Source organism: Bacillus sp. THAF10 (assembly GCF_009363695.1).
In the GTDB taxonomy this organism is placed as follows: Bacteria; Bacillota; Bacilli; order Bacillales; family Bacillaceae_I; genus Sutcliffiella_A.
In genome coordinates, this window is the sequence record NZ_CP045403.1 from 2948416 (window position 1) to 2961551 (window position 13136).

A 13136-nucleotide genomic window follows, 5' to 3' on the forward strand; every position below is an offset into this window, starting at 1 on the left:
TCCCCTCCTCTTAAACTCGATTGAATTGCTTCACGAAACGTTGATCGTTTGTGTAGAAATGGCGAATATCGTCAATGCCGTATCGAAGCATCGCAATACGCTCAGGTCCCATTCCAAAAGCAAAGCCTTGATATTTTTTCGAATCATAACCAGACATTTCAAGCACGCGTGGATGCACCATGCCAGCACCTAAAATTTCAATCCAGCCAGTTCCTTTACACATGCTGCAGCCTTTTCCTCCACATTTTGCACATGTTACGTCAATTTCAACTGAAGGCTCTGTGAAAGGGAAAAAGCTAGGACGCAGACGAATTTCACGATCTTCCCCGAACATCTTTTTCGCAAATGTTTCAAGCGTTCCCTTCAGGTCGCTCATGCTGATATTTTCGTCAATAACAAGTCCCTCAATTTGTGTGAACTGGTGAGAGTGGGTCGCATCGTCATCGTCACGGCGATACACCTTACCAGGACAGATAATTTTTATTGGTCCTTTTTCTTTATTCGCTTCCATTGTTCTTGCTTGAACAGGGGAAGTTTGCGTTCTTAAAAGGACCTCTTCTGTAATGTAAAAAGAATCCTGCATGTCGCGAGCGGGGTGATCCTTTGGCAGGTTCAGTGCTTCGAAGTTGTAGTAGTCCGTTTCCACTTCGGGTCCCTCTGTAATGGTGTAGCCCATTCCTAGGAACAGATCCTCAATTTCTTCGATTACTTTTGTAAGCGGGTGAGGATTTCCTGTTGGAGCGGGACGGCCAGGTAACGTGACATCGATTGTTTCCGATGCAAGCTTCTTCGCTACTTCCGCTTTTTCAAGCTCAGCTTGTTTCGCTTCAATTTTCTCGGCAACATTGCCACGAACGACGTTTGCAAGTGCTCCCATTTTCGGGCGCTCTTCTGCTGAAAGCTTCCCCATTCCTTTTAAAATCTCTGTGATGGGACCTTTTTTCCCAAGGTACGCCACTCGAACTTCATTAAGTGCCTTTAAGTCTTGTGCTTGTTCTACCTGCTCAATGGCAAGCGTTTCAAGTTCCTTTAATCTTTCTTCCATGTTGATTCCTCCCTTGATTTTTTTTACAAAGCTCTTTTCTAAAAAATGTTCCAATTACCCAAGAAAAAGTCGGTATTAGGACTTTTTCTAATCATAAGAGCAATGGATGTTGTCACATCTTTAAATCTCCCTCCACGAAAAGAACACGACAGCAACTTGGATTACGGAGATTTCAACTGTACCGAGAGCAATGAAGTTTGCGAAAACAGGTTTTACAAATAAAAAAACTCGCCTCTTCTATAAAGAAGGGACGAGTTATATTCGCGGTACCACCCTAGTTAACAAAAATACAGAATTTTTGTTCGCTCAATTTAACATAACGGCTATTCGCCGGTACACCTTTACAGCGGTATTATCTGCTGGTCCAAGTGCCAACTCAAGAGGTGAAATGTTCACTCTGTCTTCCTTTAAAATGCTTTCAGTCTACGGCATTTTATCCCTAGTAAGGTCTAACATGAGCTACTTGCCTCTGTCACTGTTTTGTACATATGTAACTATTGTTATATTATATTGAAAACATGTTGATGTTGCAACTCTATCCGTGTAAATAATACATTAATATTCCGGCTGCCACTCCGACATTTAAGGATTCAGCTTGACCACGGATCGGAATATAAAGGTTTTGGTCTGTTGCTTCCAAGTGCTCTTTTGTCATTCCTTTTCCTTCATTACCAAGGATTAAGGCAAAGGAGGGTGACGGGGTAACCTGTTGATAGGAAACACCATTCTCAAGAGCAGTCCCGTATATCGGTATGGAATGCTGCTTGCAAGCATCTATATAAGTGGGAAGTGCCCCTTGGATGATTGGCAAATGAAAAATAGAGCCTTGTGTGGAACGAATCACTTTTCCACTGTAAAGGTCCGCACAGCCTTCTCCTAAAATAACCATATCCATTCCTGCTGCATCTGCCGTTCTTATCATGGTACCCACATTGCCTGGATCTTGTACATTATCAAGCATTAATATTTTTTCTTTAATCGGGTGCTCCGGTGGTGTGGGAATGCGGCAGATTGCAACTACTCCCTGTGGTGTCTCTGTTTCGCTTAATTCCTTTAGCACAGCAGGAACTGCATAGGTTAAGTCGACGTGTTGCAGATTCCAATTCTTAGGAAGGGAACGATCCTCTGAAATGATGATCTCTTCAACCAGATTGTCTACTTTTAAGGCTTCTTCGACAAGATGAAAGCCTTCAATTATAAAGGTGCCGCTCTTTTCCCGTTCTTTTTTCTTGTGCAGTTTTTTCCACTGCTTTACTTTATTATTTTTTACTGATTCAATATGTTTCAACAGTTACTTTCTCCTTTATCAACGCTAGATACTGCTATTATACGCATTTCTTTTACATAATTAAAGTCAGGGCAGGACAGGATATCAAATGATACTATTTTTCCTACGAGGTGATTTGAATGAATTTAAATTTACGCCACGCGATTCGTCAAAATGTGGAAGGAAATTCCCAAGACCAGCTTAGAGATACAATCTTAGATGCCATTAATAAAGGCGAAGAAAAGATGCTTCCAGGTTTAGGCGTGTTGTTTGAAGTGATTTGGGAAAATTCTTCTGAGCAGGAAAAGTCCGAAATGCTCTCTACGCTTGAGGATGGCTTGAAATAGTATTGGATGGAAGAGCAGCTCCTTTGGGGGCTGTTTTTTTATTTTGGGAGGAAGTAGGTTCTCTTATATTTTGAGCCGCAATGAGAGAGTTTTAAAGAATAAATAATTTTAGAAGTTGTTGAATCCGAAGCTAACCCGAGGAATTTTTTTAATTGTTGATGCGTAATGTTTGTCCCGAAAAGTAATAAGTAGTCTTCCAAAGTTTGTTTATGAGCATCTTTAGTTTCGTGTTTACAGTGTTTACAAACCCAAGATCCACCTCTTCGTTTCATCGAAATGTTGAAACAGTTGGGACAATGTACCCCTTCTATTATCTCATCTGGCTTGATATCAAAACGTTCAAGGATGTTGATATCTTCTTCGCAATGCTTCTTTAATAATTTTCGTGATATTTTTAATAATTCTTTTTCAGTAAAGATGGGGGAATCGAATTTCTGATCTATTTCTTCTAGTTTAGAGAAAAGGTTGTGCGCATGCATGATGGAGTGTGAGGCTTTAACGCGGGAATCTGCTCTGATAATTGTTTGGGGATTTGTGAAGCATACAAAGGGTGTGATTGAAGGTAGCTTTATTTTTTGGTTCTCTAAAAATTCCGCTAATCTTAATTTCTGCTTTTTCACTTGATCTAGAGGATTGTAGAAACCCTCTTCCATGCCATTCAATGTACGTAGAAATTGATCAAAGTGTTTTTCAAAGGAAACCTGGCCGATGATATTTTTAATTTCTAAAATGAGGAAGTATTTAGAGGTTAAGACGAGGACGTCCATTTGAAAGTGATAATTTTTTGTTGATTCTAACCTTAATGAATGAAAGATAAAATATTTGTTCTCATCCAAAAATGATAAATGATACTCCATGGAAAGCTCACCTTTGTATCCTGCCATCCTTTTTGCCAAATCTTGCTCAATTAGCGGTCTTTTGGGGTGATTTTGATCAATTCTTCTCAGTAAAGCTTCTAATTTTCGGATGGTTAACGGTTTTTCAAGTGGTTTTATGATCATTTTTCCCTCCTAAAAGTGTATTCTGTTCAATATTACCATAATATAGAAACTGCGATCATGAATTTTTAGAAGTTCATGCCGAAATGTAGTGAGTTCGTGCCAAAATGCATCAAATTCATGCCAAAACATGGCGAGTTCGTGCCAAAACACCCCGAGTTGATGCCAATCCCCTTTTTATCGAGTTCTCCCATTTTCCCCAAGGTAACTTGCTCCATTCTAACAAACAACCGCCCACAAAAATGTGAGCGGCCGCCTAACTCAAATCAATCAAACGTCAACTTAGCGACTGTGTCCGCGTCTAAGCGCTTAATAACCTCACCAATCAGCTTCACCGCATTTTCATAGTCGTCACGGTGTAGCATCGCAGCATGAGAGTGAATGTAGCGCGTTGCGATTGTGATGGATAGCGCTGGTACTCCTTGTGCAGTTAAATGAATCGCACCGGAGTCCGTTCCGCCGCCCGCAACAGAGTCGAATTGATATGGAACTTCCATTTCGTCCGCCACATTTGTTACAAAATCACGAAGTCCTTTATGTGACACCATGGAAGCATCATATAAAATGATTTGTGGTCCTTTGCCCATTTTGCTTAGTGCTTCTTTTTCGGTTACTCCTGGTGTATCACCAGCAATTCCAACGTCCACACCAAAGCCGATGTCAGGCTGAATCAAATTGGCGGATGTCTTGGCTCCACGTAAGCCTACTTCTTCCTGAACAGTTCCAACACCGTAAACTACGTTTGGAAGGTCAGCGTCTTTTAGGTATTTCAATACATCGATGGCAATCGCACAACCAATACGGTTATCCCAAGCTTTAGCGAGAAGCATCTTCTCATTATTCATGACAGTGAATTCAAAGTAAGGTACCACTTGATCCCCTGGGCGTACTCCCCATTCTTGGGCTTCTTCACGGCTGGAAGCACCGATGTCGATAAACATGTCTTTTATGTCTACTGGTTTCTTGCGCGCTTCTGCTGGCAGGATATGAGGAGGCTTTGAGCCAATCACTCCTGTAACATCGCCTTTACTAGTTACAATTGTTACGCGCTGTGCAAGCATTACTTGGCTCCACCAGCCACCAACTGTTTGGAAGCGCAGGAAGCCACGGTCATCGATATGTGTTACCATAAAGCCGACCTCATCAAGGTGACCGGCAACCATTACTTTCGGACCATCAGCCTTTCCAATTTTTTTGGCGATTAAGCTGCCAAGTCCGTCTGTCATTACTTCATCCGCATATGGCGTTATGTATTTTCTCATTACGTCTCGTGGTTCTTTTTCGTTGCCCGGAATCCCTTTTGCATCTGTCAGGTCCTTGAGCATCGTTAAGGTTTCATCTAATTTCGTCAATTATTTCGGCCCCCTTCATAGTTTCACTCCAAGATTATTATACAGAAAAGTCTCACTAATGTAAAAAGGATTAATAACCCTCTTGCTGGCGCTGATGGTTAACTTTATTCTTTTCAAGATAAGCTTGCTCAATTTCCTCCCAATGAAAACCTAGCATTTCTCCTAGCGTGTGGTAGGTATCAAATAGGACGACAAAATTCTCTTCTGTTTGTTCTTTTCGAAAGGATGAGATTTGTTCATACATTAGGTTAAATTGGTCGGAGAGAGAATCACACTGTCTTGCTATTCCAGTAACAAGCTCTTCCTGAAATTGAAAGGTGATTCCGAGCGAGAGAATAAAGTGCACACCATCTACATACTCCTCAAGAATTACCTTCCGCTCTGCAGGAGGCTTTTCACTCCAGAATTTAAAGCAACGAGTTTCGTTGGCAAGCTCCCCTAGCTCCACTAGTAAAGCTAGAATTTTTTTCTCCACTAGTTCCTCTTTTACAAGTCCATGCTTGGTTTCAATTCTCTCATCGAGTTCCTTTTGGAACGTCATTAACAATGAAATATCCATATGTACCGCCTTTTTTATTATTTTTTTCTAAAAAATGAAACCTTTATGTTTGCTTATACGTACATAAGGTATTTTATAATATAACTTTTTATTTTGCGAAGGAGTAAGCAAACATGTTGATGATTCTCATTCGTCTTGCACTATTAGCCCTTTTTATTTTCATCGTTTATACCATTGTAAAATTTCTTCTAAACCCTAAAAGAAAGCTCGAACTTGCACATGAAAAGAAGAATTTCTTCATGCTTGACCAAAAAAATAACGTTAGAAAAAACTTTCTTGTTACCTATAAAGGCGTCATGTTTGAAGGAGAAAAGTATTTAGGTACAACGGATAATGCATTTGAGGTCATTTCTATATTTATTTGGCCAAAAAATTCAGAAATGCTGCAAGGGTTGAAAAAGCACGATTTTGAGTTTATTCAAAAGGAAATAAGACGAGTGTATCCCAATGCCATTATTGATTGGAAAAGTCCGATTAAGGAATTTCTAAAAGAAAGCTAAAGAGGCTGATTCCCACCTCCTGGGATCAGCCTCTTTTATATTGCTTTTCTTTTTGAAAAAACTGTTCCCATTTCATCACCACTACTTTTTTCCTCATGATGAGCATGGTAAGGAAAAGAACAACAAGCACGACTATCATCGTTTTAGGAGAGAACTCTGTAATAACCTGGCCGAAAATGGTATAGATGATGGCAAGAGGAATATTGCAGATTAAGGAAGCTTTGGCATATTTGGGGAAGCTTTTCGTTGTTTCAATTAAACAAAGTGATAAAAGGTGAAAGTGGATAAATGGGATGAGGCGCATAACTGTTATTTGTGCAACACTGAAGTTTGCACGATTACCGAAGACTCTTTCTTTCATTGCGAGAATCCTTGCAAAAAATTTAGGGAATTGCTGATAAAGCCAATAGAAAAACAAACTGGATAGTGTGAGGCCGATGATGGAATAGATACTTCCAAGGAGGCCTCCAAATAGCGCACCACCTGCAATACAAATGATAATAACAGGGATGAACAGAATTTGTCTCAGGATATGAAAAAGCAAAAATCCTAGAGAGGCGAGGAGCCAATGGTTTTCAATGACGATAAATAACACTTCCAATTTTTCATCCATATAGCTTGCCTCCCTTGCAGTATTTACTTCATTTTATTCTAGCTGCGATGGATTATGTTACCTTATTGGACAAACAGAAAATATCCCCATAAGCCAATATGGATAATGGTCATGCTAGGAAGACCAACACGAAACGAGAGATGCTTTGTTTTATGGCGATATGTTGTCATGCCCATCCATTCTCCTAGCGCTCCACCAAGCATGGCTATTCCCCAAAGATGAAGTTCAGGCACTCTCCAACGATGCTCTATCGCTCGTTGTTTGTCTGCCTTCATGATGATGAATCCAAGTATATTCATAAAAAGATAATAGCCGATTAGTACTTCCATCATATCCTCCAAGTGAGCGTTATGTGCATAGGCTTTTGCCATCTATGTTATCACGATTTTACAATAAAACAAGGAATAGAAAAAGAGGCTACCCAATGATAGCCTCTTTCTCTATTACTTGTTTAAGCTGTTTTTAGCAGCAGTTGCTAATTCAGCAAATGCTTTTTCATCGCTAACTGCTAGCTCAGCTAACATTTTGCGGTTAACTTCGATACCAGCTACTTTTAATCCGTGCATTAGACGGCTGTAAGAAAGTCCGTTCATGCGAGCCGCTGCGTTGATACGAGCGATCCAAAGCTTACGGAAGTCGCGTTTCTTTTGACGACGATCGCGGTAAGCGTACATTAAGGATTTCATTACTTGTTGGTTTGCTACTTTATATAAAGTGTGTTTAGAACCGAAATAACCTTTAGCTAATTTAATGACTTTTTTACGACGTTGGCGTGTTACTGTTCCGCCTTTAACTCTTGGCATTATGAATACCTCCTAATTAAAAAATATTATCTTAAGTTGTCTAACATGTGACGGATGCGTTTGAAATCACCTTTGCTGACCATAGCTGACTTACGTAATTTACGCTTTTGCTTTTGGGACTTGTTAGCGAATAAGTGACTTGTGTATGCGTGAGAACGCTTTAGGCTACCAGATCCAGTTTTCTTGAATCTTTTCGCTGATCCGCGATGAGTTTTCATTTTAGGCATTGGAGTTCCTCCTCATATGAATTACTTTTCGTTTTTTGGTGCCAGTATTAAGAACATGCTGCGTCCATCCATTTTTGGATGAGACTCAACTGTTGATACTTCTGCACATGCAGCTGAGAAACGATCTAGCACACGCTGACCGATTTCTTTATGTGTAATCGCACGTCCTTTGAATCGGATGGATGCTTTTACTTTGTCTCCTTTTTCAAGGAATTTGATTGCATTGCGAAGCTTCGTGTTGAAGTCATGCTCATCAATAGTAGGACTTAAACGAACTTCCTTTAAGCTAATAACCTTTTGGTTTTTGCGCGCTTCTTTTTCTTTCTTCTGTTGCTCGAAACGGAACTTTCCGTAGTCCATAATTCGGCATACAGGAGGCTTCGCATTAGGCGCAACCATTACTAAGTCAAGGTTAGCACGCGTTGCAATCTCAAGCGCTTCTACTTTTGACTTAATTCCAAGCTGGTCTCCATTTTGACCGATTAGACGAACTTCACGAGCACGAATGCCCTCGTTTACCATCATGTCCTTGCTAATAATTAGCCACCTCCAAGGTTTATTCCGAACACCGTTTGACGAACAATTTTACAAACAAAAAAGTGCGGATGCACAACACACCCACACTTTACGATTACAATAGTAAAAGAAAAATCATTGTCGTAAAACCTGCCAACTGCCTGTTGCATGTTACTGCGTTCGCGTCGATCAGGTGAGAAGCGGGTGCTTCTTCTTGTTCTCAAACAAGTATTCTGTTTTGACCTTGTTAAATATATCATTAATGATGATTGATTGTCAAGATTCGTATCTAAATGAAACAACGTTTTAAATTCTATCAGATAAAAAGATCTTGCGCAATACTTTTTTAAAAATACCCTTTTGATGTCGCTGTTGATTTCCGCAAACTTGCTTCGCTTTCCGCGGGGCGGTCCCGGGAGCCTCCTCGGGCTTGTAGCCCTGCGGGGTCTCCCGAGACGCGCTTATTCCCGCAGGAGTCTTCGCAGTTTGCTCCAATCAACAGCTGGGGAACTTGTTATCATCAACAATACTTAACAAAGTCTTATCGCATGCTTATTTCTTTACAAGCTTCACCAATTCATCCACAAAGTCCTCTAGAGGCATTGTTTCTGATTTTTGTTCGCCGTATTTGCGGACGTTTACTGCACGGTCCTGGATTTCGTTATCCCCAAGTACTAGCATGTACGGTATCTTTTGCATTTGTGCTTCACGGATTTTGTAGCCAATCTTCTCATTGCGCTCATCCATCTCCACACGGATTCCTTTTGATTTTAAGAGATCCTGCACTTCTTTTGCATAGTCAAAGTGGGCATCCGGTGAAACAGGGATCACTTGGACTTGAACAGGTGCGATCCACGCTGGGAATGCTCCTTTGTACTCTTCAATAAGGAAGGCTACAAAACGCTCCATTGTGGAGACAACCCCGCGGTGGATGACAACCGGACGGTGTTGTTTTCCATCTTCTCCTACATACGTTAAGTCAAATTTCTCTGGTAATAAAAAGTCTAACTGAACAGTAGAAAGTGTTTCGTCTTTTCCTAAAGCTGTGCGAACTTGAACGTCAAGCTTCGGCCCGTAGAATGCAGCTTCGTCTACTGCTTCGTAATAGTCTAAGCCAAGCTCATCCATCGCGTCTTTTAACATGCTCTGCGCTTTTTCCCACATCGCATCATCATCAAAATATTTTTCTTTGTTTTCTGGATCGCGATAAGAAAGACGGAAGGAATAATCGTCTAAGCCGAAATCTTTGTATACTTCTAGAACAAGATTGACTACTCGCTTTAACTCATCTTTAATTTGATCTGGACGAACAAAGATGTGGGCATCATTTAGCGTCATTCCACGAACACGCTGAAGTCCTGCAAGTGCACCGGACATTTCATAGCGGTGCATCGTGCCAAGCTCGGCAATACGAACAGGAAGCTGACGATAGCTGTGGATGCTGTTTTTGTAGACCATCATGTGATGTGGACAGTTCATTGGACGTAGCACCAATTGTTCGTTGTCCATTTCCATTGGTGGGAACATCCCGTCCTGGTAGTGGTCCCAGTGACCGGAAGTTTTGTACAGCTCCACACTTCCCATTACTGGAGTATACACATGGTCATAGCCTAGCTCGACTTCTTTGTCGACGATATAACGCTCGATGACACGACGGACTGTCGCACCCTTTGGTAACCAAAGGGGAAGACCTTGGCCTACTTTTTGAGAATTGAAGAACAGATCCAGCTCTTTTCCAAGCTTACGGTGGTCACGTTCTTTTGCTTCTTCTAGAAGGCGAAGGTGCTCATCCAACTCTGCTTTTTTGAAAAAGGCAGTTCCGTAAATACGCTGTAGCATTTTGTTTTTGCTGTCGCCTCTCCAATAAGCTCCTGCAATACTTAAAAGCTTGAATTCTTTAATTTTTCCTGTTGATGGCACATGAATTCCACGGCATAAATCGTAAAATTCTCCTTGCTCGTAGATGGAGATTGTTTGGCCTTCTGGAAGCTCGCGAATTAACTCGAGCTTTAATTCGTCTCCAATTTCCTCGTAACGGCGAAGGGCATCCTCTCTGGAAACTTCCACTCGGACGATATCAAGATTCTCACTTACAATCTTCTTCATTTCTTTTTCGATCTTTTGAAGATCAGCAGGCGTTAGGGATTCCTCCATGTCAATGTCATAGTAGAATCCATTTTCGATAACTGGTCCGATTCCAAGCTTTACATTGCCATACAATCGTTTGATTGCTTGTGCCATTAAATGCGCAGTGCTGTGGCGCATAATTCCTAGGGCTTCCTCTGAATCTTGAACGATAATACCGATTTCTCCATCGTTTTCAATAGGCGTACGGAGGTCAAGTAGCTCTCCATTTAGTTTACCGGCGATTGCTTTCTTTTTCAGACCAGGGCTAATAGATGCAGCGATATCTTCTGTTGTTGTACCGCGTTCAAACTCCTTTACCGCTCCGTCTGGAAAAGTGATTTTCATTAATTCCGACATCCCTGTCACCTCTTCATTAAAATTTTATCATGTAAAAGCTCATTTTAACGACGCTATTGATTTCCGCAAATGGCTCCGCGTCCTGATGGGCGATTTGTAAGCCTCCTTAGGCTTTGCGCTTGTGAGGTCACCAGTCTTTCGCCTCATTACCAAGAAGAGTCTCCACCTTTGCTACCATCAACAGCTAGAAATTTCATAAAATCTGCTTTTAGCATTAAAGAAACCAAAATAAAATAAAAAAACCCGTACCTTATCAAAATAAGGGACGAGTTTAATATCCGTGTTTCCACCCAAGTTCCCATCTACTGAAAAAAAATAGATGGCTTCATTACAAATAACGGGGATCTCCCGTCAACAGTTACTGCTAGGTTCACTGTTGAAGTTCAAAGGTGGTAAGTGGCTTAATCGTGTCAGGAAGCTTGCAGCCGATGACTTCCCTCTCTAATAGACCGTATTAAAACACTTATGTCCTTATCCATACTTTTAGAATATAAGATTAAAATTGATTATGTAGGTAATTATATTCTCCACATACAAGAAAATCAAGTACACATATTAATCAATTTTACACTTATTATGCCCAAAGTATTGAAAAGGTAAAACATTTACTCTTTCATCAAAAATGTTTCTAATCGTTTCTACTAACTGGTGCTCGGTATTATCTGTATAGAGAAATAATTTTTTTGGAGCAATCGATACAAGCGGGGCTAGTACGACAGAATCGATGTAGTAGGAATAACTATTAAAATGAGTTCTGTTCATATATTTGATTAATTGGCTTCTTGGTATATGAGTAAAGGTTTTATCGTAAAAATCAAAGTGGTATTGATAAACAAGATGAAGTTCATCTAGCTTTGACTCTGTGCTTACAAGCATTTCTCTAAGCTGGTGCACGAAGGATTGATATTCTTGTTCTAGCTTGTATTCATCAATCGCAGCCTCGAGGTAAGTGTGAAGCTTTTCAAAATATTGCTTTAGTCTAAACGTTAAAAAAGAGTCAAAAGAAAAGGATACTGGCTTTTGGAAAAAGGACTCCATGATTTGTTCTAACACCGCATCGCATTTTTCAGGGTGGGAAAGATTAGGAATATCAGGCCTCTCCCCTAATAGGATAGACTGGAGGATACATAATATCTGTTCCTGCTCTTCTACCTCTTTATAGTAGTAGGTGTTTTCGAGTATGGAAAGTAACCATTCTTTTCCCTTAATTTTTTGAATGTAGTGCTTCATGACAGGCATTAAAATGCTCTTTATATAACGTGCATCCTCTGATTCCACAACTAGTTTTTCTTTATGTAAAGAAAGGATAGAATCACTTTCAGGACTTTTGTGAATCAAGCTTTTGTAAACCGCTCTTGCATCCGTTTCATTTCGAAAGGAAATCTCAAACAAGTTTGTCCCCCCTTTGGTACACCTGATTCTATATATATGGGGGGCAAAGGGTAAAAATGTATAATTTATGAAAAATTAACGAAGGATTGCTTTTCACATCAAGTTATAGGATATTCTCCAACTACTACTTCCAAATGAGCTGGCAAAATGGTTATGACTGCAGGTGTCCTAAATCGAGACTCTCCATCCGTATCTATTTTTTGTTGTGGCGAAGCAGCTACCTTAAGTTCTTTTGTTCGAAAAAAAATTAAGTTATCTTGGTTTTGAAGTGGCAAGTCTTTTTGAAAGCGAGTTTGTATCCATGTCCAAAGGTGGGAAAGCGATGTTTCCTTGACGATCAGTACGTCAAAATGCTCATCTTGAATATCGGAAGTTGGAAAAAATGATTGGATCCCACCTAAAAATGCTCCATTTCCAACAAGCATCATCACCGCAGCTCCTTCATAGAATTGTTCTGCACTTTCTACTTTTATATGTATGGGCTCTTCTTCTAACATTGTTTGGCCAGCGCTTATATAATAGGAGAGTCTCCCTAGCAATTGTTTTGTGCTACTTTCCATTCTATCAGCAACTTTGGAAACGAGGCCAATTCCCCAAAAGTTAGAAAAATAGGCATCCTCGCTTTTTCCAATATCTACTTTTAGGACACGCTGCTCCACAATTTGCTCTACCGCTTTTAATGGGTGCTGAAACATTCCAAGCGTTCGAGAGAAATCATTGCATGTGCCAGCAGGAATCACAGCAAAAACGGGACGTTCCTCTAAGGGGGAGATTGCGTTGATTAGTTCGTGTACGGTACCATCTCCACCTGCTGCAATAAGAAGGTCTGTGGAGCTCGCAATTTTTCGGGCTATTTTCGCTCCTTCTCCTTCTTGTTTCGTCCGATAAATGGAGACCTCCTGAAAAACGGAACGCAATTTCCCCTCTATTTCATCTAGGTGATTTAAAAGCTTTCCGTTCCCAGCATTTGGGTTTACAATAACAGCAACTTTGTTCATTTCGACACTCCCCCCTCTCACTAATCTATACCCAT

General features: G+C 40.5%; 15 protein-coding genes and 1 other annotated feature. Of the genes, 2 read left to right on the plus strand and 13 right to left on the minus strand.

Annotated features, from left to right (window positions below; all coding sequences use genetic code 11):
- Positions 1-10: 10 nt before the first annotated feature.
- Complete coding sequence (gene pheS / locus FIU87_RS15375; protein ID WP_152445401.1) at positions 11-1045, minus strand: phenylalanine--tRNA ligase subunit alpha; 1035 nt, start codon at positions 1043-1045, stop codon at positions 11-13.
- Between the two features lie 535 nt (positions 1046-1580).
- Positions 1581-2333 (minus strand): TrmH family RNA methyltransferase, encoded by a 753-nt coding sequence (locus FIU87_RS15380; RefSeq protein WP_152445402.1) that lies wholly within the window; start codon positions 2331-2333, stop codon positions 1581-1583.
- 119 nt (positions 2334-2452) lie between these two features.
- Between FIU87_RS15380 and sspI the strand changes: the two genes are divergently transcribed.
- Positions 2453-2659: a small acid-soluble spore protein SspI gene (sspI, locus tag FIU87_RS15385; protein WP_152445403.1), complete on the plus strand. Its 207-nt coding sequence runs from the start codon at positions 2453-2455 to the stop codon at positions 2657-2659.
- A gap of 38 nt (positions 2660-2697) precedes the next feature.
- On the opposite strand, the gene FIU87_RS15390 is transcribed toward sspI, so the two are convergent.
- The 3 genes from FIU87_RS15390 to FIU87_RS15400 all read right to left on the minus strand — a co-directional run bounded on the left by FIU87_RS15390 (position 2698) and on the right by FIU87_RS15400 (position 5568).
- Positions 2698-3660: a nuclease-related domain-containing protein gene (locus tag FIU87_RS15390; protein WP_152445404.1), complete on the minus strand. Its 963-nt coding sequence runs from the start codon at positions 3658-3660 to the stop codon at positions 2698-2700.
- Positions 3661-3923: 263 nt separating this feature from the next.
- Positions 3924-5009, minus strand: coding sequence for a M42 family metallopeptidase (locus FIU87_RS15395; protein WP_152445405.1), 1086 nt, complete (start codon positions 5007-5009; stop codon positions 3924-3926).
- A 70-nt stretch (positions 5010-5079) separates the two neighbouring features.
- Entirely contained in the window at positions 5080-5568 is a 489-nt protein-coding gene (locus tag FIU87_RS15400) for a dUTP diphosphatase (protein ID WP_152445406.1), read from the minus strand.
- A 113-nt stretch (positions 5569-5681) separates the two neighbouring features.
- On the opposite strand from FIU87_RS15400, the gene FIU87_RS15405 reads away from it, so the two are divergent.
- Positions 5682-6068 (plus strand): sigma-w pathway protein ysdB, encoded by a 387-nt coding sequence (locus tag FIU87_RS15405; protein ID WP_152445407.1) that lies wholly within the window; start codon positions 5682-5684, stop codon positions 6066-6068.
- A gap of 25 nt (positions 6069-6093) precedes the next feature.
- On the opposite strand, the gene FIU87_RS15410 is transcribed toward FIU87_RS15405, so the two are convergent.
- The 8 genes from FIU87_RS15410 to FIU87_RS15445 all read right to left on the minus strand — a co-directional run bounded on the left by FIU87_RS15410 (position 6094) and on the right by FIU87_RS15445 (position 13101).
- Positions 6094-6681, minus strand: coding sequence for a TVP38/TMEM64 family protein (locus FIU87_RS15410; RefSeq protein ID WP_152445408.1), 588 nt, complete (start codon positions 6679-6681; stop codon positions 6094-6096).
- 62 nt (positions 6682-6743) lie between these two features.
- Positions 6744-7052, minus strand: coding sequence for a DUF1294 domain-containing protein (locus FIU87_RS15415; RefSeq protein WP_253905438.1), 309 nt, complete (start codon positions 7050-7052; stop codon positions 6744-6746).
- Positions 7053-7124: 72 nt separating this feature from the next.
- On the minus strand, positions 7125-7484 hold the full coding sequence (rplT, locus tag FIU87_RS15420; RefSeq protein ID WP_152445409.1) for a 50S ribosomal protein L20: 360 nt from the start codon (positions 7482-7484) through the stop codon (positions 7125-7127).
- 26 nt (positions 7485-7510) lie between these two features.
- A complete protein-coding gene (rpmI, locus tag FIU87_RS15425; protein WP_010195692.1) occupies positions 7511-7711 on the minus strand; it encodes a 50S ribosomal protein L35 in 201 nt (66 codons plus the stop codon).
- 21 nt (positions 7712-7732) lie between these two features.
- Positions 7733-8251, minus strand: coding sequence for a translation initiation factor IF-3 (gene infC, locus FIU87_RS15430; protein ID WP_152445410.1), 519 nt, complete (start codon positions 8249-8251; stop codon positions 7733-7735).
- A 47-nt stretch (positions 8252-8298) separates the two neighbouring features.
- Positions 8299-8449, minus strand: a sequence feature (ribosomal protein L20 leader region).
- A 330-nt stretch (positions 8450-8779) separates the two neighbouring features.
- Positions 8780-10711, minus strand: coding sequence for a threonine--tRNA ligase (thrS, locus tag FIU87_RS15435; protein ID WP_152445411.1), 1932 nt, complete (start codon positions 10709-10711; stop codon positions 8780-8782).
- Positions 10712-11266: 555 nt separating this feature from the next.
- On the minus strand, positions 11267-12103 hold the full coding sequence (gene ytxC / locus FIU87_RS15440; RefSeq protein WP_152445412.1) for a sporulation protein YtxC: 837 nt from the start codon (positions 12101-12103) through the stop codon (positions 11267-11269).
- Between the two features lie 98 nt (positions 12104-12201).
- Positions 12202-13101: a diacylglycerol/lipid kinase family protein gene (locus FIU87_RS15445; protein WP_152445413.1), complete on the minus strand. Its 900-nt coding sequence runs from the start codon at positions 13099-13101 to the stop codon at positions 12202-12204.
- Positions 13102-13136 lie beyond the last annotated feature (35 nt).